22 protein-coding genes are annotated in these 24,108 nt (G+C 62.7%); 8 read left to right on the top strand and 14 right to left on the bottom strand.

Going from position 1 to position 24,108, the window contains the following annotated elements; translation table 11 throughout:
* Window positions 1-1,092, bottom strand: a complete 1,092-nt coding sequence (locus ACQCST_RS14090) for an ABC transporter permease (protein WP_426996369.1) — start codon at window positions 1,090-1,092, stop codon at window positions 1-3.
* A 128-nt stretch (window positions 1,093-1,220) separates the two neighbouring features.
* Window positions 1,221-2,852, bottom strand: coding sequence for an ABC transporter substrate-binding protein (locus ACQCST_RS14095; protein ID WP_426996370.1), 1,632 nt, complete (start codon window positions 2,850-2,852; stop codon window positions 1,221-1,223).
* Between the two features lie 427 nt (window positions 2,853-3,279).
* Between ACQCST_RS14095 and ACQCST_RS14100 the strand changes: the two genes are divergently transcribed.
* Window positions 3,280-4,107 (top strand): caspase family protein, encoded by an 828-nt coding sequence (locus ACQCST_RS14100; protein WP_426996371.1) that lies wholly within the window; start codon window positions 3,280-3,282, stop codon window positions 4,105-4,107.
* 6 nt (window positions 4,108-4,113) lie between these two features.
* On the opposite strand, the gene ACQCST_RS14105 is transcribed toward ACQCST_RS14100, so the two are convergent.
* From ACQCST_RS14105 to mnmA, 3 genes are all read right to left on the bottom strand, one after another.
* Window positions 4,114-5,739: a hypothetical protein gene (locus ACQCST_RS14105; RefSeq protein ID WP_426996372.1), complete on the bottom strand. Its 1,626-nt coding sequence runs from the start codon at window positions 5,737-5,739 to the stop codon at window positions 4,114-4,116.
* 192 nt (window positions 5,740-5,931) lie between these two features.
* The gene (locus tag ACQCST_RS14110) at window positions 5,932-6,336 is read right to left on the bottom strand and encodes a hypothetical protein (RefSeq protein WP_426996373.1); all 405 of its coding nucleotides are present in this window, start codon (window positions 6,334-6,336) and stop codon (window positions 5,932-5,934) included.
* A gap of 129 nt (window positions 6,337-6,465) precedes the next feature.
* Window positions 6,466-7,605, bottom strand: coding sequence for a tRNA 2-thiouridine(34) synthase MnmA (gene mnmA, locus ACQCST_RS14115; RefSeq protein WP_426996374.1), 1,140 nt, complete (start codon window positions 7,603-7,605; stop codon window positions 6,466-6,468).
* 213 nt (window positions 7,606-7,818) lie between these two features.
* Between mnmA and ACQCST_RS14120 the strand changes: the two genes are divergently transcribed.
* Window positions 7,819-9,069: an NAD(P)/FAD-dependent oxidoreductase gene (locus ACQCST_RS14120; protein ID WP_426996375.1), complete on the top strand. Its 1,251-nt coding sequence runs from the start codon at window positions 7,819-7,821 to the stop codon at window positions 9,067-9,069.
* Here the strand turns inward: ACQCST_RS14120 and ACQCST_RS14125 are convergent.
* Complete coding sequence (locus tag ACQCST_RS14125) at window positions 9,048-10,277, bottom strand: cysteine desulfurase family protein (protein ID WP_426996376.1); 1,230 nt, start codon at window positions 10,275-10,277, stop codon at window positions 9,048-9,050. The genes ACQCST_RS14120 and ACQCST_RS14125 overlap by 22 nt on opposite strands.
* Before the next feature lie 98 nt (window positions 10,278-10,375).
* A complete protein-coding gene (locus ACQCST_RS14130; RefSeq protein WP_426996377.1) occupies window positions 10,376-11,038 on the bottom strand; it encodes a helix-turn-helix transcriptional regulator in 663 nt (220 codons plus the stop codon).
* A 90-nt stretch (window positions 11,039-11,128) separates the two neighbouring features.
* Here ACQCST_RS14130 and ACQCST_RS14135 point away from each other — a divergent pair, with 90 nt between their 5' ends.
* Window positions 11,129-11,548, top strand: a complete 420-nt coding sequence (locus tag ACQCST_RS14135) for a hypothetical protein (RefSeq protein ID WP_426996378.1) — start codon at window positions 11,129-11,131, stop codon at window positions 11,546-11,548.
* Between the two features lie 27 nt (window positions 11,549-11,575).
* Here ACQCST_RS14135 and ACQCST_RS14140 read toward each other — a convergent pair whose 3' ends face one another.
* Both ACQCST_RS14140 and ACQCST_RS14145 read right to left on the bottom strand, forming a co-directional pair.
* A complete protein-coding gene (locus ACQCST_RS14140; protein ID WP_426996379.1) occupies window positions 11,576-12,172 on the bottom strand; it encodes a hypothetical protein in 597 nt (198 codons plus the stop codon).
* 215 nt (window positions 12,173-12,387) lie between these two features.
* A complete protein-coding gene (locus tag ACQCST_RS14145) occupies window positions 12,388-13,290 on the bottom strand; it encodes a diacylglycerol/lipid kinase family protein (RefSeq protein WP_426996380.1) in 903 nt (300 codons plus the stop codon).
* Window positions 13,291-13,427: 137 nt separating this feature from the next.
* Between ACQCST_RS14145 and ACQCST_RS14150 the strand changes: the two genes are divergently transcribed.
* The 4 genes from ACQCST_RS14150 (at window position 13,428) to ACQCST_RS14165 (ending at window position 16,573) form a co-directional block, all read left to right on the top strand.
* Window positions 13,428-14,393: a J domain-containing protein gene (locus ACQCST_RS14150; protein ID WP_426996381.1), complete on the top strand. Its 966-nt coding sequence runs from the start codon at window positions 13,428-13,430 to the stop codon at window positions 14,391-14,393.
* 21 nt (window positions 14,394-14,414) lie between these two features.
* A complete protein-coding gene (locus tag ACQCST_RS14155; RefSeq protein WP_426996382.1) occupies window positions 14,415-14,882 on the top strand; it encodes a tRNA (cytidine(34)-2'-O)-methyltransferase in 468 nt (155 codons plus the stop codon).
* A gap of 247 nt (window positions 14,883-15,129) precedes the next feature.
* Complete coding sequence (sigK, locus tag ACQCST_RS14160) at window positions 15,130-15,735, top strand: ECF RNA polymerase sigma factor SigK (protein WP_426996383.1); 606 nt, start codon at window positions 15,130-15,132, stop codon at window positions 15,733-15,735.
* A 1-nt stretch (window position 15,736) separates the two neighbouring features.
* Complete coding sequence (locus ACQCST_RS14165) at window positions 15,737-16,573, top strand: anti-sigma factor (RefSeq protein WP_426996384.1); 837 nt, start codon at window positions 15,737-15,739, stop codon at window positions 16,571-16,573.
* Window positions 16,574-16,617: 44 nt separating this feature from the next.
* Here ACQCST_RS14165 and ACQCST_RS14170 read toward each other — a convergent pair whose 3' ends face one another.
* The 5 genes from ACQCST_RS14170 to ACQCST_RS14190 form a co-directional block, all read right to left on the bottom strand.
* Window positions 16,618-17,151, bottom strand: coding sequence for a gluconokinase (locus ACQCST_RS14170; RefSeq protein WP_426996385.1), 534 nt, complete (start codon window positions 17,149-17,151; stop codon window positions 16,618-16,620).
* A 73-nt stretch (window positions 17,152-17,224) separates the two neighbouring features.
* Entirely contained in the window at window positions 17,225-18,004 is a 780-nt protein-coding gene (locus ACQCST_RS14175) for a PIG-L deacetylase family protein (protein ID WP_426996386.1), read from the bottom strand.
* A gap of 4 nt (window positions 18,005-18,008) precedes the next feature.
* Complete coding sequence (locus tag ACQCST_RS14180) at window positions 18,009-18,962, bottom strand: electron transfer flavoprotein subunit alpha/FixB family protein (protein WP_426996387.1); 954 nt, start codon at window positions 18,960-18,962, stop codon at window positions 18,009-18,011.
* A 14-nt stretch (window positions 18,963-18,976) separates the two neighbouring features.
* Window positions 18,977-19,777 carry an electron transfer flavoprotein subunit beta/FixA family protein gene (locus ACQCST_RS14185; RefSeq protein WP_426999189.1) on the bottom strand — a complete coding sequence of 267 codons (801 nt, stop codon included), beginning with the start codon at window positions 19,775-19,777 and terminating at the stop codon, window positions 18,977-18,979.
* A 277-nt stretch (window positions 19,778-20,054) separates the two neighbouring features.
* The gene (locus ACQCST_RS14190; RefSeq protein ID WP_426996388.1) at window positions 20,055-21,695 is read right to left on the bottom strand and encodes a trypsin-like peptidase domain-containing protein; all 1,641 of its coding nucleotides are present in this window, start codon (window positions 21,693-21,695) and stop codon (window positions 20,055-20,057) included.
* A gap of 287 nt (window positions 21,696-21,982) precedes the next feature.
* Between ACQCST_RS14190 and ACQCST_RS14195 the strand changes: the two genes are divergently transcribed.
* Window positions 21,983-24,016 (top strand): TPM domain-containing protein, encoded by a 2,034-nt coding sequence (locus ACQCST_RS14195; RefSeq protein ID WP_426996389.1) that lies wholly within the window; start codon window positions 21,983-21,985, stop codon window positions 24,014-24,016.
* The last annotated feature ends 92 nt before the right edge of the window (window positions 24,017-24,108 follow it).

The following is a 24,108-nucleotide window of genomic DNA, read 5'->3' on the forward strand; positions in this document are numbered from 1 at the left end:
TCAGTACCTCACACGGGGATCGATCAGCGCGGCCACGATGTCCACGATGAAGTTGGTTACGGCCACAATCACTGCCAGCAGGACCACAATGCCCTGAACAGCAACGAAGTCGCGGGCAGTGAGGTAGTTCGCCAGCTGGAATCCCAGACCCTTCCACTCAAAAGTGGTTTCAGTGAGGACCGCGCCGCCGAGCAACACTGCAATCTGCAATCCCATCACTGTGATGATCGGTATCAAAGCCGGCTTGTAGGCGTGCTTGGTGACCAGACGGAACTCGCTGACGCCACGTGACCGGCCTGCCTCAATGTAGTCCTTGCCAAGTGTGCCAATGACGTTGGTGCGCACGAGCCGCAGGAAGATGCCAGCTGTCAGGAGGCCGAGTGCGAGGGCGGGAAGAACAGCATGTGCTGTAACATCCCCCAGCGCCGCCATGTTGCCGCTGCGGATGGCATCGAGCCAGTAGATTCCCGTGGGTCCCTGAAGCGCAGTCAGGGCCAGCTCGTTGGAGGTCTTTGCACGCCCGGCAACCGGCAGCCAGCCCAGCCAGACAGAAAAGCTCAGCTTGAGCAGCATGCCCGAAAAGAATACCGGCGTAGCATAGCAGAGAATCGCAAAGACGCGAAGCACGGCATCGGGTGCATGGTCCCTGCGGTGTGCGGCGATCATGCCTAGCGGAATGCCGACCAGCAGTGCCACCAGCAAGGCGTTGATAGCAAGCTCAAGGGTGGCCGAACCGTAGGTGGTCAGCATCTCCGTCACCTGCCGGTTGTCGGAGAGTGTGGTTCCGAAGTTGCCCGTGATGAGCTGCCCAAGGTATTCGAAGTACTGCACCAGTATGGGACGGTCGTAACCGGCGGTATGGATTCTTTCTGCCAGCTGTTCAGGAGGCAGCCGCCCGCCCATGGCCGCCGTGATGGGATCGCCGGTGATCCGCATCAGGAAAAACACCATGGTGACCAAGATGAATATGGTGGGGAAAATCAGCAGGAATCTGATCAGGATGTAGTGGCCCAGTCCCCCGCCGGACGATTTCTTTTTTGACGGCAGGATGCCGTCGGCGTCGCTTGGCGGCGCATCAATCAATGTTGTCATTCGTACCTAAAGTTGTGTGTCCAGGATTCGACGGCGTGTGGCCGGCCATCCGGTAACCAGCAAGAAAAGCGGGACGCCTTGTTGGCGTCCCGCCTCCTTGGCTGGTCAGAACCGGTTGGACTGAAAACCTACTTGGAAATTACGCCAAGACGGGTCTTGAACGATGCATCGAGGGTCTTCTCAATCCCCTTGATGTCGGTACCGCCCACCATCAGCTGTGCTCCCTGCAGAAGCGGCAGCGTGGACAGGTCCTTGGCCACTGCGGTCTGGGCGTCGCCCAATACCTTTTCACGCTCTGCCTTGTCTACGGTGGTGAGCTGTTTCTTGATCAGGTCTGTGACCGTCGGGTTCTCGTAGTGGTTCTTGAGGAAGTTCCCGGGTACGAAGAACGGCGTCAGGTAGTTGTCCGCATCCGAGTAATCCGGGAACCAGCCCAACTGGTAGACCGGGTAAGCATCTGCCGTACGGGCCTTGGCATAGGTGACCCACTCAGTGGACTGAAGTTCAACTGTGAACAGACCGGACTTGTCAAGCTGTTCCTTGATCAGGGCGTATTCGTCGCCGGAGGACTTGCCGTAGTGGTCCGGGTTGTACTGCAGTTTGATGTTCACCGGCGCTTTGACTCCGGCATCGGCAAAGGCCTTCTTGGCCTTGTCCAGGCTGGGCTTGCCATTGCCGTCGCCGTACATTTCCTTCAGCGGCTTGATTGCGCCAACAAACCCGTCAGGAACCACGGAGTAGGCCGGCAGGTAGGTGCCCTTGTAGACCTGAGTGGCAATGGCCTCCCGGTCAACAACGTTGGCCATGGCCTGCCGGACGGCGAGCGCCTTCTTCGGGTCGGCGTCGGCAGCTTTGGCGCCGAACGGCATGGTGTCGAAGTTGAACACGATGTAGCGGAGTTCGCCACCCGGGCCCTTGTGGACCTTAACCTTGGAATCCTTCTCCAGGTCTGCGGCGTCGGTGGCTGTCAGGCTGCGACCGGCGACGTCAATATTGCCCTGTTGAATGTCGAGTTTCAGGTTGTTCGAGTCTGCGTAGTACTTGATGGTGGCGCCGCCGTTGGCTGGTTTACCAAGCAGGCCCTTGTAGTCCGGGTTGACCTTGAGGCTCACCAGCTCGTTCTTCTTGTAGCTCTCAATGGTGTACTGGCCGGCGAACGGCCGGCCCTTGACGATCTCGTCGTCACCCAGGAGCTTGTCTGCGGGGAAGACTTCTTCGTCGATGATGGGGCCGGAGTTTGCAGCCAGTACGCCCGGGAATACCTGGTCGTTGGCGGCCTTCAGAGTGAAGACAACAGTGGAGTCATCCTTGGCTTCGACCTTTTCCAGGTTTCCCAGCAGGGAGGCCGGACCATTGGGATCGGCAATCTTGATCACACGGTCAATCGAGAACTTCACGTCAGAGGTGGTCAGCGCATGGCCGTTGGCGAATTTAAGACCCGACTTCAGCTTCACCGTGTATTCCGTGGGGCTTGTGAACGAGGCTGACTCGGCAATATCCGGGCTGGAATCAGCGGTTCCGGGTTTGGCGTTGAGGAGGAACGGATAGATCTGGTTCATAACCATAAATGAGCCGGCGTCATAAGAGCCGGCAGGATCAAGCGTGACGACTTTGTCAGTTGTGCCGTAGGTAATGGTTCCGCCGCCGGGGGTGTCGGTGGACGTTCCACCGCCTGACGGGCCCGTGCAGGCAGTCAGTGCAAACGCGGAGACACCTGCGAGCGCGATGACGCTTTGCAGGGCTTTCTTGTTCATTGTCATCTGTGAACTTTCTGTTCGATGAGTACGCGCACGCCGCCCGTTGGTAACCACTGGGATTCATGCGGGCCGCGCGCTGTCTTGATTCCTAGATTCAATCAGACTGTTGCCCGGTGAAGCGTTACATCATGTGAGATGAGACACAAAATTTACCTGATCGGGTCCCTTCTATCGTTTTCTTCGGTTTGGGCTGAGGCCAACCGGACAGCGCACTCACCTGTCGGCCATGGGAAACGCGACGGTTATTGAACCCTGGTCTGTGCGGGAATACAGTGGAACTGCGTTCCGGGACAGGCACCAGTGGCGCCCTGCACCGGAGCGCAGCCGGCGAAACGTGGAGCCGCCAGAAGAGGCGGCACACATCCGGGCGGTGTTTATTGGGGCCGCCGATCCTGAGTTTCACGCAACACCAGGCTGAAGGATGCTCGTCATGGGTAAAGCTGCCCTCTGTGTAGGGATCAACAAATTCAAGAATCTGCCACAATCCAGCTGGCTTCAGGGGTGCGTCAATGACGCCGGGGACCTCGCCGCGCTGCTGACGTCCAACTACGGATTCGCTGCCTCGGACGTTACGGTCCTGCTGGACGCCAAAGCCACCAAGAAGCCGGTCATGGCTCAGCTCAACACGCTACTGGACCGTGCCGTTGCCGGAGACCTGGACCACATTGTGTTTACGTTTTCCAGCCACGGCACCCAGATCCCCGATACGAGCGGGGACGAGGCCGATCGCTTGGATGAGGCCTTCGCCTGCCACGACATCAGCAGCTCCGGTGATGCGTGGAACCCGGATACCGTGATTTCCGACGACGAGCTTTACACCCTGTTCAGCCGCCTTCCCGACGGTGTGCTGATGGAGGTGGTGCTTGACACCTGCCACAGCGGAACCGGGCTGAAGTCTCTGGATCTGTTGCCGGGGCGCAGGCCGCGATTTCTCCCGGCCCCGACAGCCCGCGCCGTTGCTGCCAGTGAGTTTAACGACACCAGGGCGCTCCGGGATATGGTCAAATCCGGGCGTGGCACCAAACCTGTGCTGATGGCTGCATGCCGCTCCGATCAGACCGCGGCCGACGCCTATCTCGACGGACGCTACAACGGTGCATTCACTTATAACTTCGTTAAATCGGTCCAGGCTGACGGCGCCCGTGGCCGGGCCGAAATCCTGAAGATTGTCACCAAGGGACTGAAGGCCGGCGGCTTTGACCAGGTAGCTCAACTGGAAGGCTCGACGGTGGCGCGAAAGGCCCCTTGGGGCAGCTGAATCCCGTCAGTCCCCCGTGCGGTGGAAACTTTGTTTGACAACAGATGACGCCGACGAATCGGCGTCGTGCTGTTCATCCGAGACAAACATGGCTGCCTGCCGCTCCCTGTCCATCACCGGCTTGAGGGCGGCATAAATAAGCCGCCCGCCGGCGTCGAACCTCAATAACCCGCCGCCGCGGATATCCACGTACTCGCGCCGGGTCCGCAGCCCAAGCCGCTGATACGCTTCACGGCGTCCGAGCCTCACAGTCTGGATGAAGGACGCACCGATTTCCGAGACAACAAATCCATCCGGTGAAATGCGCTCCGAGGTACGGACCCGCGTCTTGGTGAGCGGGGTGTGCCTTTCCAGCCTCGCGGCGTCCAGCAATCGCGGGTTCTCCCAGACGAAGCGCTGGACCTCCTGCGGATCGGATCCCATTGCGGCCAGCCGGATGGGATAACGCAGGCCTGTGTAATGATCAACGCCCCTGATGTTGTTCAGCGATACCCGCCGGATGCCAATGGCCGAGAAACCGTCCTGGATCGCATCCCGGTAGCCGTGGGGGTCTTCGGGCAGCATGTCCAGATCGGCAGCGATGATTCCCCGCAGCAAATCCCGCCAGGTCACGTCCACAGGCGGCATGTAGCACAGTCCCCGGATCACCATACGGAGGATCCGGCTGCCAACAATGGATCCGGACTCAGCCTTTTGCTGCAGGCCCTGGGCGTCACCGAACCGGGTGTTCCGCTCGGCCCACAGCTTTTGGACGGAACGGAGGATGGCTCCCACCACCACGGTCCCGCGCTGATGCGGTTCGGGCAACTCCTCCCAGTTCGCCGGTGCGGAGCCGACAAAGGGCTCCCGGAGCGCACCCCGGGCGTACAGGTCCCTGGCAAAATCGAAGAGGCTGCGGAGCATCACCGAGTCATCCACCTGCTCCCGCGCCTCGAAGCCATCCGCCGCAGCCTCCAGCTGGCGGTAGACCACCTCCCGAGAGGAAAAAACCGAAAGGATGGCTACGAGATCTGCCAGGGTTTCATGGAGGGCAAGCTGTTCGATCGTGGCCAGGCTGTCAGCCCAGGCGGGCCGGTAGCCGTCCAGGATCGCGTGCGTCACTTCATGGGCCACAATGTCGCGGAACAGCGCCGTAGGTACCTTATAGCCCATCCTTTCGATGGACCCGAAACGGATCAGGTTGTTGTCCCTGGAGTAACCGGTTTCCATGGCATCTCCGGTATCGCGCGCCTTCAGGACCAGCCGGCCTTCCGGAGACCAGGGCATTCGGCGCCCAAGGGTGCTCTCAAACAGGTCAAGTGTTGAGGCGGCCACGCCGTAGACGTGCTGGGCAAGGAAACGGGTGTCGTCCAGCAGCGGGCGCAGTTCGGCCGGCGGCGGCATGGAAAGCAATTTCCATGGGTCGCCCACCTGGGTGAGGGCTACCGGGCTCACCGTGGTGCCGCGCCATTTCCGGATCTGCACGGAAAACCGGAGGCCTGTTGGGCCACGCCGTAGCCGTTCCACGGGTATCCGCACGTCGGCCGTGAGCGGACCGGAGTTCCCGTGGGCGATCGGTCCCTCGGCCAACACCGTTACGGAGACCATCTGCCCTGCTCTGATGTCCCCCGGGCTTTTCTTCTGAAATGCCATCTGCATCGCCGTCCCGGATCCGGAACCCACCCCAACTGACAGCGGAACCCGCTGCTTAGGCAAGTATGGATCCGTGTCGGGGCTAAGGCAATGGCGGGATCTCGGGGCAACGGGGACTATAGCCCGACGTTAACTCCCATGCAGCAGATCCGCGACATTCGGCGGCAGCGGGCGCTGATTCTGACGCGGCCCTTAGCTGGGAGGCGGGCCCGATTCCAGCGCCTGACGCAGCAGCGCCCGGGCTGACCACCGCATGGAGGTAACCGCCTCTTCGCTGGACAGCCCACCGATGTCCGTCAGCCAGACCAGCGCTTCGATCCCGGTGGCGCTGCGGATGGCCAGGACCAGCCGGCGGAGTTCGACGTCGGTCAATCGCCCTCGGAGCGGCGCCAGCGCCTCCGTAATCCAGGGAACGCCTCTGCCCTGCCGGAGTGGAAGCGGTGCGTCTTCAGGCGCATTGGGCTCCAGCGACAGCCGGAGCATGGTCCGCTGCTGCATCTCCGTTTCAAGGATCAGTCTTGTGAATTCGGCGACGACGGCGTCGAGCCGCTGCGCAGCATCTTCCGGAGGGTTTTCCGGCAGCAACGATCGGCGCACAGTCTCAGGATGAGCGGCTGCCAGTAGCTCCCGTTGCCCCGGAAAAAACCGGTAGGCGGTGCTCCTGGCCACCCTGCGGGAAATTCAGCGGCCGTTCCAGCCAAGCGGGTTCAGACTACAGTGCGGTGCCTACAATGCGGTGCGCTGCAACGAGCGGGCGGCATCGATGGTTGCCTGCCCCAGAACCCTGCTTCCCTGGTACAGGACGACGGTCTGCCCGGGCGCCACCCCCCGCAACGGATCGGTCAACGTGACCATCAGGTTCCCCTGCAGTGCGTCGTCGTCTCCGGCTGTCTGCACCACGTGCGCCTTGGCAGGAACGGGGTCGCCGTGGGCGCGGACCTGGGCGTAGCAGTCAAACTCCTCGCCCGTGGCAACCTCGGCAATGGGCAGCCCCGCCCAGGAAACCTTGATGCCGCGGATTTCATCGATCGCCAGGAGGGCTTCCGGACCCACCACAACCTTGTTTTCCTTGGGCCGGATTTCCAGCACAAACCGCGGCTTGCCGTCTGCGGCCGGCGTGCCCAGCTTCAGCCCGCGGCGCTGTCCCACGGTGAAAGCGTTGGCACCCGGGTGCTCCCCCACTTTGGAACCCGTTTCGTCTACGATGTCGCCGGTGGTCATGTCAATCTTTTCGGCCAGCCAGCCGGCGGTGTCGCCGTCGGGGATGAAACAGATGTCATGGCTGTCCGGCTTGTTGGCCACGGACAGGCCACGGCGTTCTGCTTCCGCGCGGACTTCGGCCTTGGACGGGGTGTCCGCCAGCGGGAACATAGAGTGCTTGAGCTGTTCATGCGTCAGCACACCCAGCACATAGCTCTGGTCCTTGGCCCAGTCCGCGGCACGGTGGAGCTCAGGGTTGCCCTCGGCGTCTGTGATCACCTTGGCGTAGTGGCCCGTGCAGACGGCATCGAAGCCGAGCGCAATTGCCTTTTCCAGCAGGGCAGCGAACTTGATCCGCTCGTTGCAGCGCATGCAGGGGTTGGGCGTGCGGCCCGCGGCGTATTCGTCGATGAAGTCCTGGACCACATCCTCTTTGAACCGTTCGGAAAAGTCCCACACATAATAGGGAATACCCAGGACGTCACACGCCCGCCAGGCATCGCGGGAGTCTTCAATGGTGCAACAGCCTCGGCTGCCTGTACGCAGGGTGCCGGGCATCCGGGACAGCGCCAGGTGGACTCCGACGACGTCGTGCCCGGCCTCGACGGCACGGGCGGCGGCTACGGCGGAGTCGACTCCGCCGCTCATGGCTGCAAGAACTCGCATAGCGGCTTTCATTAGGAAACTGGCGGGAAGTGCTGAAATTGCTCAGGCCCGGTGTCCCGCCGGACACACAGGGCGCCCGTCTATTCTAGCGCCCCCTGGAATAGCGCACTAAAGAGCCTTGACGGCCAACCGTAAAACTTCTAACGTCAAGAATACCTGTTTTAGAATGTACTGTGGCCGTCCGGACCGGCCATCGGAAGAATCGAGAGCGCCATGGGCACTGAACACATCGTGATCGCCGGGGCTGGCCTGGCAGGCGCGACCGCAGCCCGGACCCTCCGCTCGGAAGGTTACTCGGGGCCCATCACGGTTATTGGAGCGGAGCAGCATCACCCCTATCTTCGCCCTCCGCTCTCCAAGGAATACCTCCTCGGCAAGGCCGCCGAGGATGCCATCCCGGTGGTGCCGGACGCCTGGTACGTGGAGAACGACGTCGAACTCCGCCTGGGCATTTCCGTCACCGGCGTTGACCCGGAAGCAAAAAGCGTCCGGCTCGGCGATGGCAGCTCGCTACATTACTCGGCCCTGCTTCTTGCCACCGGCGCCCTCCCCCGCCAGCTCCCACTGACCGGGACCGGGCTTTCCGGCGTGACCACCTTCAGGACCCTGGATGACAGCCGGCGGCTGCGCAAGGTCCTGGCGGGAGGCGGCAGGAACGTGGTGATGATCGGCTCCGGCTGGATCGGCATGGAACTTGCCGCCGCGGCACGCAGCTACGCTAACGAAGTCACCCTGCTGGGGCTGGAGGACATACCGCTGGGCGCGGCCATCGGGTCTGATCTTGGCCGCTTCTTCCGCTCGCTGCATGAGTCCAATGGAGTGAATTTCAGGCTGCCGGCGTCTGCCCGAGAAATCATCGGTGAATCCGGATCGGTGACAGGTGTGATCACGGATTCGGGCGAACTTCTACCGGCAGATGCCGTGGTTATTGCCGTGGGCGTCGCGCCGGACACGGCGCTCGCCGCTGCAGCCGGATTGGAACTGCGGAACGGGATTCTTACCGACGCGTCACTGCGGACCAGCCGGGAGGGAATTTTCGCCGCTGGCGACGTCGCCAACGCCCTGCACCCGTTCACCGGCGAGCACCACCGCAGCGAGCACTGGTCCAATGCGCTCAACGGTGGAAAAATCGCCGCAAAGTCCATGCTGGGTCTGGACGCAGCACTGGACACGGTTCCGTACTTCTACACGGACCAATTCGACGTCAGTATGGAGTATTCGGGTTTCCCTGCGCTGGCGTCAGGCGCTGAGCCTGTGATCCGCGGTTCGCTGGAGAGCAAGGAGTTCATCGCATTCTGGCAGCGGGACGGACAGGTGGTGGCAGGCATGAATGTGAACTGGCCCCGGTCCAAACCAACGGCGCAGAAGGTCATCAAGACCCTGATCACGGCACGGACCGTGATCAGCCCCGATCAGCTCACGGACTCCGGCGTGCCGCTGGATCAGCTGCTGCCGGACGCTTGACGGGCAACGGTGGCGGCGGTCTGGATGGTCGATTCGTGACCTGCCATCCCCGCCTGTCTGGCGCGCTGATACGCGCCGGGCAGCGCGGCCAGAAGGGCATCGACATCGGACCCCTTCGAGGCGTGTCCCAAGGTAAAACGCTGGGCGCCGCGTGCGGTTTCCTCATCCAGCCCCATCGCAAGCAGCACGTGCGATGGCCGCGGAACACCGGCCGTGCAGGCGGAGCCAGTGGATGACTCCACACCGGCAAGGTCCAGCAGGAACAGCAAAGAATCGCCTTCGCAGCCGGGGAAGGTGAAGTGCGCGTTTCCGGGGAGACGTCCGGCGCAGGGCGCGCCACGCAGCACTGCCTCGGGGACCGCAGCGCGGACGCCGTCGATCAACCGGTTCCGGAGTCCGCCAATGCGCACGGATTCCGTCTGGAGGCTCCCGGCAACAGCCCCGGCTGCAGCGGCAAATGCAGCGATGGACGCGGTGTCCAGCGTGCCGGACCTGACATCCCGCTCCTGCCCGCCACCATGCTGGACCGGCGTGAGCTTGACGGCGCGCCCCAGCAGCAGCGCACCCACGCCCACCGGGCCGCCGATCTTATGCCCTGAGATGGACATCGCGTCCAGGCCTATCGCCTTGAAATCCACCGGCACCGAACCGAACGCCTGCACGGCATCGGAGTGCACCGGGACGCCGGCAGCGTGGGAAAGTTCCACAATTTCCCGGATGGGCTGGAGGCTGCCGACTTCGTTATTGGCCCACATTACGGTCACCAGCGCGATGGACTCGGGGGTCCGTTCAAGCTCCGTTTTCAGCACATCCAGATCAATGACACCGGCACCGTCAACCGGCAGCCAGCTGACTTCGGCCCCTTCGTGTTTTTCCAGCCATTCCACGGCGTCCAGAACCGCATGATGCTCGACGGCGGAGCACAGGATGCGCCGTCGGTCAGGGTTTTCGCTCCGTCGGGCCCAGAACAGGCCCTTGACGGCAAGGTTGTCTGCTTCGGTTCCACCGGAGGTAAAGATCACCTCGGAAGGATGCGCCCCAGCCGCAGCCGCGATCGCTTCCCGGGCATCCTCCACTGCACGGCGGGCACGCCGGCCGGATCCGTGCAGCGATGACGGGTTCCCCGTCCGGCCCAGCTCGCGGATCAGGACCGCCATGGCCTCGGCAGAGAGGGTCGTTGTGGCGGCATGATCGAGGTAAACGGACACAGCGCCATTCTACCTTCGCTGCTGCGGCCCGGATCCGCTGCCGGAGCGGCTGTCATCAGCACGGCCGTCAGCACACTGTTCCGGCGCGCCGCAGCGGCTCAGTAGGGCCTTATTCTGGCGCAGCACTGCCCGTCAGCTCGGATACCTTCCACCCGGTCTTCGGGCACGCCGCAACCGGCGGCGGCCCCGGCCAGGAAAGCGCCGTTCATGGCACACACCACGTCGGCATGCCCGTCCGCCAGCCGGTGAAAGGGGCAGTTCCGCAACACGAGTCCGCCCCCGCCATCGGGCTCCGGACGGTACCCGCTGCCGCTCAGAACCTCTTGGAACGGCACACCAGCCGCCGCTATGCTTCGTCCCTTGGCATACGCCGCGCTCACCAGTGCCTCGTGGACGGATCCCCCGCCGCTCATTGATTTCTCGATCGCTGAAACCATCAGTTCCCCTGCGAGATCGTAGTTGCGGTCCGGAATGGAGGCAGCTACCTCCTCAACGGCGGTCCGGTAACACTTGGCGGGCCGACCCGAACCCGGCCCGGCCTTGGAGCCAAGCTTCTTGAATTCCACAGTGAGCAGGCCGTCCTGCACCAGGCGGTCCAGTTGGAACGAGACGGTACTCCGCGGCAGTTCGAGAGCAGCAGCGGCCTCATCGCGGCCAACCGCTTCCGGCGCGGACGCGACAAAGCTGAACAGCAGCCGCCGGTTAGTGTCATCCAGCGAAGCAACCGCTGCGATGCGCCGGGTCCATGGAATGCGGTTCATAGGATCAGCTTAACTCTAAAAACAAGATACGTTGCTTAACTCCGATTTTCATTCGGAAATCAAACTACACACTTTTAGAAGGAGTCCGCCATGAAAGCCACAATATTCACCAGCGAGACAACACAGCCGTCAGTACTCGGCACGGATCCCAGCAGGCAGGCCGTCCTGCTGCTGCGCACTGTCTTCACTAGTGCACCTATCATTTTCGGACTGGATAAGTTCACCAACCTGCTCACGGACTGGACGGTGTACCTGGCCCCCGTTGCCACTTCCGTGGTTCCATTGCCGGCGCAGACCTTTATGTACATCGTTGGTGTGGTGGAAGCCTTAGCCGGGGTTCTGGTGGCGATCCGCCCCCGCATCGGATCGCTCGTTGTTGCACTCTGGTTACTTGGGATCATCGTGAATCTGATGGTGTTGGGAAACTTCTACGATGGTGCCTTGCGCGACTTCGGCCTGCTGGTCGCTGCCTTGGCACTCAACCGGCTTTCAATACCGGCCGCGAAGTAGAATTCACTCCGGAGTGCACCGGTCAGATCAGTTCGACGGCGGGACAAGTATCAGCATTTGAGCGACATCGGCCCTCGCAGCAGCGAGGGCTGAGGTGTCCGGACAGGATACGGAGATGTAGACGGAGGAACCTGCCTTGCTGAACAGCCTGGCCATGATGGACGCCGCCCTTGCACCTGCCGTCACAGGGCGCTCCAGCACCAGGACCTCGACGCTCGGCCCGGATTTGTCCGCATCTCCACCCCACCGGAGAGTGGCGGTCTTCAGGTAACCGGGCAGGATGCTCGAATCCAGGTAGCCGAACAATGCCTCGGTGGAATCCTTGTCATCACCGGCCACCAGGGGCCACTGTCCAAGACTGATCCGGGTGGCGGCCATGCAGCCGTCGGCTTTCAGATAGCGGTTTTCACCAGCCATATTTTCCTTCACCATCTTCCAGCCCGGAGCTCCCCTGAGCCCGTCGGAGATGCCCACGGGGACCCCCTGCGCCAACAGACCGCCGGCAGAAAAAGGCATGTCCTTGGCAGCCACTGCGGTGGCGTCATGGCCCGGCGTCACGGTGGGGGTAGCGAGCGCCGGGGCACTCGGAATGGTTTGGGGGGCCGTCGGATCGGGTACTCCCACGCTGCATCCGGCCAGGAGTAAGGATGCCACTGCCCCAGCCACACCCCGGCGGAACAACCTGCCTATTCCAGGCTGGTTGTTCGCCATGCCTGCACGTCCTTTTTCCACTTCATCCCCGATGATTTCCTGCCGGACGGCATGTCCCGCCCCTTCTTCCAGCAAAAGTCTAGACTCCGGACCACTCCTCACAGTCTTGCCCGTCGCTGCACATGCGGCTACGCCAGCACTCTGACGGCACCGGGGACGACGTCGACGGTGAGGGGCAGCGGCCCTATCCTCTCGCCGTCGGCGTAGGCCACAACATTATGGGCGGCAAGTTCCACATGCCTGACCCGGCGGATGTCAACGGCCGGATGACCGACGTGGCGGCCGGAGAAAACCTTGGGGAAAACAGCCAGGAACCGCAGGCGGGACAGCGGACGGACCATAAAGAGGTCCAGAAGGCCGTCGTCGAGCCGGGCATCAGGCGTCACCTTCATACCGCCGCCGATCGACTGCCCGTTGGCCACGGAAATGAGCATTGCGCCCTGCTCCCAGGTTTCGCCGTCGGCGGTCACCGTGTAGCCGATGGCGCCGAAGGCTGCCAGTTCGCGGAGCATCGCCAGGTTGTAACGGGTTTTACCCCTGGGCCAATGCCAGGCGTTGGCACGTTCGTTGACGGCGGCGTCGAACCCGGCGGACAGCACGCCGGCGAACCAGCGCGTGGTCCCGGAGACGGTGATCCTGCCCGCATCGATCAGGCGTCCGCCGGATTCCAGCCCGGACCTGACCCGGCGGCAGGCTGCCGGAATATCGTTGAGGGGAAGACCCAGAGCCCTCGCCATGTCGTTCCCCGTACCCGTCGCTACAATCCCCAGCGGAATCTTCCCATGGGGTGCACCTGCGCGGGCGAGCGCATTGAAGCCAAGGTGGACCATTCCGTCACCGCCCACCACCACCAGTGCCTCAGCCCCGGAATCCAGTGCCGTATCCACTGCCGCTGCCAGCTGTTCGTAGCTGCCTTTGCGCAACACCACTACCGTGTCCCCCGCGGAGCGGAAGAATTCCACCACCTGCTCACCGGAGTATTGCCGGGCGCCGAAAGCGGCGCGGGGATTGATGGCAACTGCGACGATCATGCGGTGAATTATGCCAGCAGGAGGGAACCGGGCAGGCCGGTCGACTCGTTGTATGGCCGGGCCGTTAAACTGTCCAGTAGTGCCCGGCCGGACCCAGCTGCCGGTGGGGACAGGAACTTCAAGAGAAGGATCGATGTTTGACTGAGGGCAGCAGCTCGCACTATCAGGTTCTCCGCATTGCCGTGACAGCAACCGACAGGGAGATCAAGGTCGCCTACCGCAAGGCCGCCCGCGTCGCGCACCCTGACCACGGTGGCGACGCCGCAGCGTTCCGCCAGGTCACGCAGGCTTATGAGATCCTCATCGACCACAAAAGCCGGGCCGCCTATGACCGCTCCTATGCCGGCGGTGCCCCGCACCCCGGGTCGGACGGCGGTGGCCCCGGTGCCCACTTCGATGCACCGGCGGCAGGCAGCCACGCCTCAGCCACGATCCACCGCCCCAATACCCCGCGCAACACGTCAGGCGATGCCCCTGTCTATGTTCCGCCATATGAGCCGCGGGCGTCGGCAAATTCAGGTGCAGTACCGCTGATTCCCATGGAGCAGGCCAGCCAGCAAGTCCATGGCATGCCCAGGAAACGTGGAATTTTCGGAGCGGAAGCCCGGATCCAACGCGAAATGCGCACGGTGCAGCTCATCGGCCGGCAGGTTCTCACCGCCATTCCTGCTGCCCGGCTCATTAACGGGCTGCAGTCGCCGGCGGACGACAGCCACATCGACCACGCGGTGCTCTCCGGTTACAGGCTCGCCCTGATCGGTTCCATGCTCCTACCCAAGGGCGCCTACGCCTGGGACGGCAACACCCTCAACCATGGCGGGCGGTCCATCGCGCCTCCGCAACTTGCCCATGTAGTCCGTCGGATGCAGGACATCTTTCCCGAACTCAATGTGACGGGATGGACGGTGATCCATACCCCTGACGGGAACCTTCACGAACCTGTCATCGACCACCACCGGCGTTCCCAGGGCGTGCACGACGCCGTACAAGTAGTGAATGCCGCCGGACTGGTAAGGGGACTGAAGCAGTTCCTGAGCTCCGGCCCGGCCCCCAATACCGTCAACGTTTCCGTGCTCGCCAGGCTGCTGCGCGGAATGCACTGACACCGTCGCTAGGATAAGAAGGTGTTCCGCATCCTCTTCCACTCCCCTGAGATCCCCGGTAATACCGGCAATGCCATCCGGCTGGCTGCCATAACCGGCGCCGAACTGCATCTGGTTGAACCCCTCGGCTTCGATTTTTCCGACGCCAAGCTCCGCCGTGCGGGTCTGGATTACCATGATCTCGCCGTGGTCACCGTGCACCGGAACATTCCGGCTGCCTGGGATGCCCTCCGGCCGGAACGCGTGTACGCATTCACCTCAGACGGCGAAGCATCGTATTCGGATATTGCGTACCGGCCCGGAGACGTCCTTCTGTTTGGACAGGAGTCGGTGGGTCTCCCGGAAGAGCTCAAGAATGACCCGCATGTCACGTCCCGCGTGCGCCTTCCCATGTTGCCGTCCCTTCGCTCGCTCAACCTTGCCAATGCGGCCTCCATCGCTGTCTATGAAGCCTGGCGGCAGAATGGGTTCGCCGGCGCTCAGCTCTAGCAGCGCACCGCCGGGTCTGCGAACGGATGCGCGTCAAACGTCGCGCCATTGGTGTGCTGTTGCCACCCATCCGGCGCAGTGTCCGCACCGAATTATTCGTGAGGACAATTCCATGGATCGCGAGGTGCGGCAGGTGACAACTTTGAAAGTGGGCAACGGCCCCGGCCGTATTTCTGCCGGCAACCGGACCGCCGCCGTTCATCACCTTGCGGACGGGACTGCGCCGGGGCACCTATGCTTATCTGTGATGGAAACTCCCAACGCACCGAACTTCGAGGCCCCAGCGGCCGCTGGCACGCCTGCCGACGTCAATCAACGTCTGGCTGGGCTCCTGGATCTGATGGCCGCTGGAGACCAGGAGGCGTTCGCTCAGTTCTACCAGTTGACCTCGCGCCGGGTTTTCGGCATGGCCAGGCGGGTGCTGATCGATCCGGAGCTCAGCGAAGACACCACACAGGAAGTCTTTATCCAGGTATGGCAGAACGCCGCCAAGTTCAACCCGGAAGCGGGCAGTCCACTGGCGTGGCTGATGACCATAGCCCACCGCCGGGCCGTGGACCGGGTTCGATCGGCCCAGTCGTCAACGGACCGTGAAGCCAGATACGGCGCCAGCAGCCAGGACATCGATCATGATTCTGTCTCGGATGCGGTGAGCAACAGGCTTGAGGCCGAGGCCGTGGTCCGGTGTCTGGAAACGCTGACCGAAACACAACGGGAATCCGTGCGGCTTGCCTACTACGGCGGGCTGACGTACAGGGAAGTCGCAGAAAAACTGAACGCGGCCGTACCCACCATCAAGTCCCGCATCCGCGATGGACTGATCCGATTGAAGACATGTCTGGGGGTGAGTTGAGATGACAGAAGTAAACAACCAGAACGGCGGCCCCCTCCCCAGGGCGTTTGCCGAGGAAATAGCTGCCGATCTGTTGGCTGGCCGTGCCGTTGAGCTGGCCGAGGTGTACGCCGTTGATGCCCTGAGCGATTCCGAAAGGACGGCCATCGAGCAATATGTCGCGGCTGCTCCCCCGGCTGAGCGCGAGTCATTTAATGAGCGTGTCCGCCAGGCACGGGAAACCCTGGCGACAAGTTTTGCGGTTGAGGAGGAGCCTCCGGCAGGGCTTTTTGACCGGATTGTGTCTCAGTTGCCGGCACCAGCGCCCCAGCTCGTGGACTCCGTGGATTCCACGCTGCCGGCCGTTCCGGATGACCTTGCCGCTGCCCGCCGAAAGCGTGATGAACGGCGCCGCCCGGCCGGCATCCGCAATTGGCTCGTGGGAGTTGCGGCTGCAGCTGTGATTGCACTGGGTGGTGTGGGGATCGGCGCCTATGTGGCCGACCAGAACGACCCCCTGAATCAGGTAATCCGGGCCGACGACGCACGCGAAGCAATTGTGGATGTCACCGGCGGCGGAACGGCCACAGTCTTGGTTTCCTCGTCGCGCGACGCTGTGGTGGTCAGAATGAACGGTGTGCCCGCCCCGCCAACGGGCAAGGTATACCAGATGTGGCTGATCCCCAGGGACGGCTCGGCGCCTGTTTCACAGGGATTAATGGATGCCGCCGCGCTCTCGAAGCCGGCCCTGGTCAAAAACATCGCCTCGGCTGCGGCCCTGGGTATCACGGTTGAGCCCCTTGGCGGTTCCACTTTCCCCACCCTGCCGACAGTCGCCGCCGCGCCCCTGGGAACCTGACACGCACCAGCGCTGACAACGGGTGCAGTTCAAAAATTGCGTTCCTAGCAGTGCCCCGTTGCGGCGGCAGCGAGGTGAAGCCGGTGAATGATTTCCTGCGCTTCTTCGGCCGGAGTGGCCGAGACACACAGGGAAATGAAATTCTCATCCTCTGTGGGCGCCTCCAGCGCTTCAAACTGGGACTCCAGGAGTGCCGGCGGCATAAAATGACCGTGCCGGGATGCCAGCCGGTTTGAGATTCTGTCTTTGCTACCCTGCAGAAAAACGAACGTCACGCCCTCAGCACGGAGGACATCCCGGTAGCGTTTCTTCAGCGCGGAACAGGTCACCACGCCGGGCCTGCCGCTTTCGGAATGGGACCGGATCCAGTCGGCAATGGTTTCGAGCCAGGGCCACCGGTCCTCATCGCTCAATGGTTCTCCGGTCTGCATCTTGGCCACATTGGACTTCGGGTGGAGATCGTCACCTTCGGCCAGGTCCCAACCGAGTTTTCCAGCCAGGACTCCTGCCACGGTTGATTTGCCGGAGCCTGAAACTCCCATGATCACCAGCACGGGATGCCGCGCAGAATTCGTCATCAAAGTCTGCCTTCCTGAATAAATATGATTTAAACAGAGGCCAGCATATGACACGCGTTACGTTGTGGCAACATCAGAATCCTGCGATGGTACCGGGCCCGTTGACCTTCACGACATGAAACGCTTCGGCGCTGTGGCCAGGTGGCAGTCCCGCCAGCTGTCCTGTCCGCAGCATCAGGCCCCGGACTGTGCCGTCCGTGGCCTCAATGTCAGGGTGCTGGCTTGCGTGGACCCTGATGGCAGCCAGTTTTGCCGGCACCGTGTCCGTGACGTCAACAAAGTGGTTCTCACGTTCTTCGGGCCCCGCGAACAGCCACAACCAAGGCAGCTTATACGCGGCGAGCCCGGCTTCGGCCAGCTCCGGATATGCGAAAGGATTTTCCACCGCGGGGTAGACGGCGCGCGTAACGGCCTCGCCCACGGCAAGGTGGTCCGGGTGGCTTTTCTGGATGCGCGTCCAGTTGCGCTCGGGATGCATGGCAACCACGACGTCGGGCCGGATCTCGCGGATCAGCCGCACCACTCCCCGGATCACCTCGTGTGATGGTTCAAGGTAGCCGTCGCGCTGGTGAAGGTGACGGACGTCCGAAACACCGACCAGTTCAGCGGCACGCTGCTGCTCGGCCGTGCGCAGGGCGATGATTTCTTCCCGGTCAGCCGGATCGAAGCCGCCGGCATCGCCGTCGGTCATCAGGCAGTAGCTGACCTGGACGCCTGCAGCGGTCCAGGCCGCAATCGTACCGGCGGCCCCGAAATCGATGTCGTCAGGATGGGCGGTGAAACAGAGCACCCGCTCGACCCTGTGCTGCCGGGGGTCGAACGGGCTCTGTGCTGAACCAGCGTTGGAGGTCAAGGACTCAGCCCTTGCGCTTCTTTATTTCCTCAGTTGCCTGCGGCAGGACGTCAAAGAGATCACCGATGATGCCGAAGTCCGCAATTTCGAAAATGGGCGATTCTGCGTCTTTATTAATCGCCACGATGACCTTCGCCGTCTGCATACCGGCCTTCTGCTGGATGGCGCCGGAAATACCGGCGGAGATGTACAGCTGCGGAGAGACGGTCTTGCCGGTCTGTCCCACCTGCGCATCGTGGCTGATCCAGCCCGCGTCAGTGGCGGCACGGGAAGCACCCACGGCTGCACCCAGCGCGTCCGCCAACTGTTCGACCGGACCAAAATCGCCGTCGACACCGCGTCCGCCCGCCACAACAATCCGGGCCTCGGTGAGGTCCGGGCGCCCGCTGGCAGCCTTCTCAGTGCGCGCCGTGATGCGCGCTGCGGTGGCGGTGGAACCGGCAGGCACCTCTACGGTGATGATCTCTGGCTCAACAATGGCGCCCACCGCTTCCGGCGTAACGCTGTTGGGCTTGACTGTGAGCACCGTGATGGCGGTGCTGGCTTTCGCGGTAGTGGTGTAGGAACCCGCAAGCACCGACTTGTGAGCGGTGCCGTCAGCATCCACTGCCACAACATCGGTGATAACGCCGGCGTTGAGCCGGATACCAAGCCGTCCGGCTGTTTCCTTGCCGTCAGCCGTGTTTTCCAGCAGCACGGTGGTGGCTCCGGATGCGGCTGCGGCTGCCTCAAGGAAAGCCGCCTTCGGCCCCACCAGATAGTCGTCCAGGTCGTCGGCAGAGGGCCGGTAGACGGCTACGGCCCCGTTGGCGGCCAAAGCGGCGGCGATCTCGCTGTGCAGTTCACCGTTGAACGCGACGGCCGTCTCCCCCAGGGAGCGCGCGATGGTCAGCAACTCCAGGCTGCTCTTCTTCAGAACCTGGCCCTGGTTGTCGATGAATACAAGTACTTTTGCCATGTCTGTCATCCCTCTTAGAGCAGCTTCTGGGCAGCCAGGAACTCAACCAGTCTGATACCGGCGTCTCCTTGGTCGGTGATGATGGTGCCAGCGGTGCGTGGCGGGCGGGCGTCAGCGGTCTCCACAACGGTCCACGAACCCGAATGGCCCACTTGGGAAGCGTCCACACCGATGTCTGAGAGAGTCAGGGTGGTAATGCTCTTCCTCTTGGCGGCAATGATGCCCTTGAAGTTGGGATACCGGGGCTCATTGATCTGGTCCGTCACGGATACCAGAGCAGGCAGGGCTGCTTCCACCGTGTCCGAATGAGTGTCTCCGTCACGGCGTGCGGTGAGCCGTCCGCCGTCCACTTCGAGCGTGGATGCGAAGGTCACCTGCGGGAGGCCGAGCCGTTCGGCGAGCTGCGCCGGAACCAGGGAGGTTTCGCCGTCGGTCGAGGCCATCCCGGTGAGGATCAGATCCACGGGACCGTCCGCGCCGAGGTGCCGGATAGCCGCTGCCAGAGCCAGGGATGTTGCAGCAGCGTCAGAGCCGGCCAACGCATCGTCTGAGAGGTGGACGCCCTCAGTTGCTCCGATCTGAAGCGACTTCTTGACGGCATTTACCGCGGCCGCTGGCCCCATGCTCAGGGCGATGACCTTGTTTCCGGCTTTGCTTCCGCCGCGCGCCTCAGCTAGCTGGAGCGCAGCTTCCAGGGCGTATTCGTCCAGCTCGGACAGGATGCTTTCGTCGCGGTCCGTTGTGTTGCCCTCGCCAGTGAGGTGACGGTCGAACTGCGCGTCCGGCACATGCTTTACCAGGACGATGATCTTCAATGTCTCTTCCACTGTATTTACAGCAGCCTTCCATGCTTGTGGATAGCCAGCCGGGTAAGGTCATGGCCGCGGAACGCCCGGGGTGCGGGTAGCTCCTAGCTAACCATATAGCGGACCCCCGATGCCTTCCCGTTAACGCCCGTGTCAGCGGTCATTGGCACCGCAATGGGGAATCGCCGACGGCGGACGCGCACCTTTTCGTTCAAGAGGTGCGGCCCGCCGTCGTCGGTACTTCTGTATTGCTGCTCGGCGCGTAGGTTACTGCCCGGCGCCTGGATCACTGCTCGGCCGCGGCGCCCAGCGTCACGTCAAGCTCCTGCGGCTGTCCGTTGCGCAGGATGCTGATCTTTACCGTTGCCCCGGCCGATTGTTCCCGCACTGAAGCCGTCAGCTGGTTGGGGTCACTGATTGCCAGATCATTGAACTTCGTAATCACATCGCCTACCTTGATGCCGGCCTTCGCCGCGGCTGAACCGGATTCCACTGTTGCCACGTCAGCACCGACGGAGAAGCCGGATGCGGCAGCTGAGGCAGCTTTTTCCTTGACGCTGACGCCCAGCTGGCCGTGCGTTGCCTTACCGGTGTTGATAATCTCCTGAGCCACCCGCTTGGCATTGTTGATGGGGATACTGAAGCCGACGCCGATGTTGCCGCTGCTGCCACTGCTGGAGGAATCGCCGCCTGCGGAGGCAATGGCGACGTTGACGCCGATCACCTCACCCTTGCTGTTCACGAGAGCGCCGCCCGAGTTTCCGGGGTTGATCGCGGCATCGGTCTGGATGACGTTAATCGAGATGGAGCCCTGGTTAGCCGTACTCTGGTTCTGCCCACCCCCCGGAGGCGCGAACTGGAACCCGCCGTCGCCGTTGCTCTGGGAGCTGTCCGCCCCGTTCTTCGGCACGGCCGACGAGGCCACACTGATGGTGCGGTTCAGCGTGGATACGATGCCGTCAGTGACCGTCCCTGTCAGTCCGAGAGGGGCCCCGATAGCGACTGCGGTGTCGCCGACGTTCAGTTTTGAGGAGTCACCGAGCGACGCTGCCGTCAGCCCGGAAGCGTTATCCACCTTGATAACGGCCAGATCGGACAGCGGATCCGTGCCCACGATCTTCGCCGCCAGCACCTTGCCATCACTGGTACGCACCTGGATACTGGCGCTGGCTGATTTACCGTCCAGGGTCACGACGTGCGTGTTGGTCAGAATGTGTCCGTCATTGTCCAGGACGATCCCGGAGCCGGTGCCCCCTTCGCTCCCGCTGGTTGCCTTGATGGTGACCACGCTGGGCGACGCCTTCAGCGCGGCGGCAGTAATGACGTTGACGTCGTCTTTGTTGTTGACGATGACGGTTCCGGGCTGGTTGCCGGTGCTGGCCGCTGGCGCCGATCCTCCTCCGAAGAGGTTTCCGCCGGCAACTGTGGCTACACCGCCGCCAACGAGTCCCGCAGCAAGAATACTGGCCACCAGGGTGCCTACACCGAATGCAGCTTTGCGCTTGGGTGCATTGGCGGGTCCCACTGCCGGGGCCGCGTGCTGCCCGTAAGGCACCTGCTGATACGGTGCATGATTCGGCTGGTCCTGGTTCTGGTGCTGCTGCGGCGCCGAAGCGAACTGCTGGGTTGCCGGGCCGTTGGGTTGGCCGTAGAACGGTTCCCGGGGAGGATACACAGGGCGGGGAGCCCCTGCCTGCTCCTCCTGCTGCTGTGAGCCGTTTTCAGGCCGTTCGAGCCTGACAGTGGGATTCTCCGCTTCGCCCTGGTCCGGGGCGTTGTCCTGGCCAGTCAGAGCATTCCGGCCAGATGCCTGGTCGCCCTGCGTCGCCGCGTCCTGGTGGGCGTCTCGCCCGGCCGGGTGCTCCGCATCCGGCCGCGCCGGGTCTCGGTTTTCAGGTGCTGCGCCCGGTGCTGGGTTCTCAGTCATTGGACTTCCTTTCATCATCGTCTGCATTAACTATGAACGCTTTGACTGAAACTAAAGCGGATGTTAGCTGGGAGCTTCCTGAATGACTTTGGCGTGCGGGTTTCAGTTGACGCAGCGCGTTTCGCTGGTGGCATATTCCCGGATGTGGACTCGGCAAAAGGTGCACCATAGAATCAAGAGGAATTGCCACAGCGACCTGCGGCTTTACACCACGCGTGGGGGCGCTGCTGCTTTCTGAGACGACTGATTCGTCCCGAATCGGTGTCAGGCGTGCTGAAGGGTTGCACATGCGGTCAAAGTTCAAACGTATTCTCGCCGTGATCGGCCTGGCCGGATTGATGGCGGCTCCCGCCACTTCAGCCTGGGCGGACAATCCGGTGACTATACCCTCCGGGCAAAACGTCACCGACAATGCAGGCGCCTTGAAAGACAAGAGCGCCGTTGACGGCGCCATCAAGGAACTCTTTCAGGATCACAAGTTCAACTTGTACGTCGTGACGGTCAAATCCTTCACGAACCCTACAGACGCTACAGGCTGGGGTAACGCGGTCGCCAAGAGCAAGTCGTTCGGGGCTTCCGACGTGCTGCTGGCCATCGCCACAGATGAAGGCAAAGCAACAATTATCCGTAGCCCTGGTAGCAAGATCACAGATGCGCAGCGAGACGATATCAGCCAAAAAGCAGTGAGCGCCAATCTAGTCCAGGGGAAAAAGGACTTTGACCGGGCAGCTATTGACACTGCCAAGGCCATCGGCGACAGCCAGAATGGCGGCGCGGGTGCAGCTGTTCTGGTCGGCACGGGTATCGTGGCCGCAGGCGGCGCTGGCACGTATCTATACTTCCGCAACCGGCGTAGGAAAGCGGCGCAGGCCTCCAGCGCGAGTTACGGCCCTCAGGGCGCGGAACTCGATCCATTGGCTGGTCTGAGCGTAGCTGACCTCCGTAAGAAGAGCGGTTCCCTTCTGATCGAAGCTGACGACGCCATCAAGTCCAGCGAGCAGGAACTCGGGTTTGCCCAGGCCCAGTACGGTGACTCCGCAATCGGAAACTTCACCAAGGCACTCCAGGAAGCCAAGGGGCACATGTCCGAGTCATTCAAGCTGCAGCAGCAGCTTGATGACCACATCCCCGATACCGAGGAACAACAGCGCAGCTGGCTCGGCGAAATCATCCGCCGGTCCGAGGCTGCCCTTGCCTCCCTGCAGGAGCAGAAGGCGGACTTCGATTCCCTCCGGGAACTTGAGAAGAACGCACCTCAGGCTCTGGCAGCCGTTAGCGCGGGCGCCAAGGAAGCCGACGCCAAGATCGCTAACGCTGAACGGTCCCTGATCACTCTGCGGGCAAAATACGCGGATACGGCCCTGGTCCAGGTCTCGGATAACATCACCCAGGCCAAGGAGCGTCTGGCATTCGTTCAGAATGCCACCGCGACGGCACAGGAAAAGCTCGCCGCCGGTGAAAGCAGCCTTGCCGCAGTAGCCGTCCGGGCATCCGAAGAGAGCCTTCACCAGACCAACGTGCTCATAGGTGCCATCGCCAAGGTCTCCGGCAGCCTGGACGAAGCTCGCAACGGCTTGGAAGCCGCCGTCGTCGAAACTTCCCAGGACCTCGCCCAGGCAAAAGCCTTGATCCAGTCCGGAGCCCATCCCGAGCTGGCGGGCCCCGTGGCCGGAGTCGAAGCGGCCCTGGCACGGGTGAAGGCCGAGATCCAGGGAGGCAAGATCGATCCGATCGCCACCTTGCAGCGGGTTGAAACCGCCCACCAGTCCCTGGACCAGTCGCTGACAGGCATCAGGGACCAGCAAGAACAGGCGCGCAGGGCCCTGGCGTCGCTGCAGCAGACCATTATGTCCGCGCAGGCGCAGATCAGCGCCACTTCCGACTACATCACGGCACGCCGCGGCGGGGTGGGCACGGAGGCCCGCACACGTCTCGCTGAGTCACAGCGAAACTTGGACTACGCCCTTTCCATCTCCCGCAATGATCCGGTCACTGCATTGACCTACGCCCAGCAGGCACACGCGCTTGCCGCTCAGGCAGCCCAACTCGCCCAGTCGGACGTTGATAGCTTCGGTGGCTACGCCAATCAGGGATACGGCGGCGGTGGCGGAATGTTCGGCGGTGGCGGCCGCGGTGGTGGTGGCGGTCTGGGCGGAGCCATCCTAGGCGGCATCCTGATCAACTCCATCCTCAACGGAGGCAGCGGCGGAGGCTGGGGCGGAGGTCACAGCGACGGCGGCGGCGACGGCGGATTCTTTGGTGGAGGCGGCGACTCCGGCGGAGGCTGGGGCGGCGACTCGGGTGGCGACAGCAGCTTCTAGCTCCCAGGCCCATCAGACTAATCGCCCGGCGGAGTTTTTCGGCGGGCGGATACAAGCGATATAACAACTGTTCACTGAATTCAGTGGCAACC

The sequence above is a fragment of the Pseudarthrobacter sp. N5 genome, assembly GCF_050157035.1.
Taxonomy (GTDB): Bacteria; Actinomycetota; Actinomycetes; order Actinomycetales; family Micrococcaceae; genus Arthrobacter.

Excerpts from the sequence above, each read along its gene's own strand:
- ACQCST_RS14130 (WP_426996377.1), bottom strand. The coding sequence starts at position 11,038 with ATGAACCGCATTCCATGGACCCGGCGCATCGCAGCGGTTGCTTCGCTG.
- ACQCST_RS14170 (WP_426996385.1), bottom strand. The coding sequence starts at position 17,151 with ATGACGAATTCTGCGCGGCATCCCGTGCTGGTGATCATGGGAGTTTCA.
- sigK (WP_426996383.1), top strand. The coding sequence starts at position 15,130 with ATGGAAACTCCCAACGCACCGAACTTCGAGGCCCCAGCGGCCGCTGGC.
- ACQCST_RS14090 (WP_426996369.1), bottom strand. The coding sequence starts at position 1,092 with ATGACAACATTGATTGATGCGCCGCCAAGCGACGCCGACGGCATCCTG.
- ACQCST_RS14165 (WP_426996384.1), top strand. The coding sequence starts at position 15,737 with ATGACAGAAGTAAACAACCAGAACGGCGGCCCCCTCCCCAGGGCGTTT.
- ACQCST_RS14095 (WP_426996370.1), bottom strand. The coding sequence starts at position 2,852 with ATGACAATGAACAAGAAAGCCCTGCAAAGCGTCATCGCGCTCGCAGGT.
- ACQCST_RS14135 (WP_426996378.1), top strand. The coding sequence starts at position 11,129 with ATGAAAGCCACAATATTCACCAGCGAGACAACACAGCCGTCAGTACTC.
- ACQCST_RS14105 (WP_426996372.1), bottom strand. The coding sequence starts at position 5,739 with ATGGCATTTCAGAAGAAAAGCCCGGGGGACATCAGAGCAGGGCAGATG.
- ACQCST_RS14195 (WP_426996389.1), top strand. The coding sequence starts at position 21,983 with ATGCGGTCAAAGTTCAAACGTATTCTCGCCGTGATCGGCCTGGCCGGA.
- ACQCST_RS14120 (WP_426996375.1), top strand. The coding sequence starts at position 7,819 with ATGGGCACTGAACACATCGTGATCGCCGGGGCTGGCCTGGCAGGCGCG.
- ACQCST_RS14100 (WP_426996371.1), top strand. The coding sequence starts at position 3,280 with ATGGGTAAAGCTGCCCTCTGTGTAGGGATCAACAAATTCAAGAATCTG.
- ACQCST_RS14145 (WP_426996380.1), bottom strand. The coding sequence starts at position 13,290 with ATGATCGTCGCAGTTGCCATCAATCCCCGCGCCGCTTTCGGCGCCCGG.
- ACQCST_RS14180 (WP_426996387.1), bottom strand. The coding sequence starts at position 18,962 with ATGGCAAAAGTACTTGTATTCATCGACAACCAGGGCCAGGTTCTGAAG.
- ACQCST_RS14190 (WP_426996388.1), bottom strand. The coding sequence starts at position 21,695 with ATGACTGAGAACCCAGCACCGGGCGCAGCACCTGAAAACCGAGACCCG.
- mnmA (WP_426996374.1), bottom strand. The coding sequence starts at position 7,605 with ATGCGAGTTCTTGCAGCCATGAGCGGCGGAGTCGACTCCGCCGTAGCC.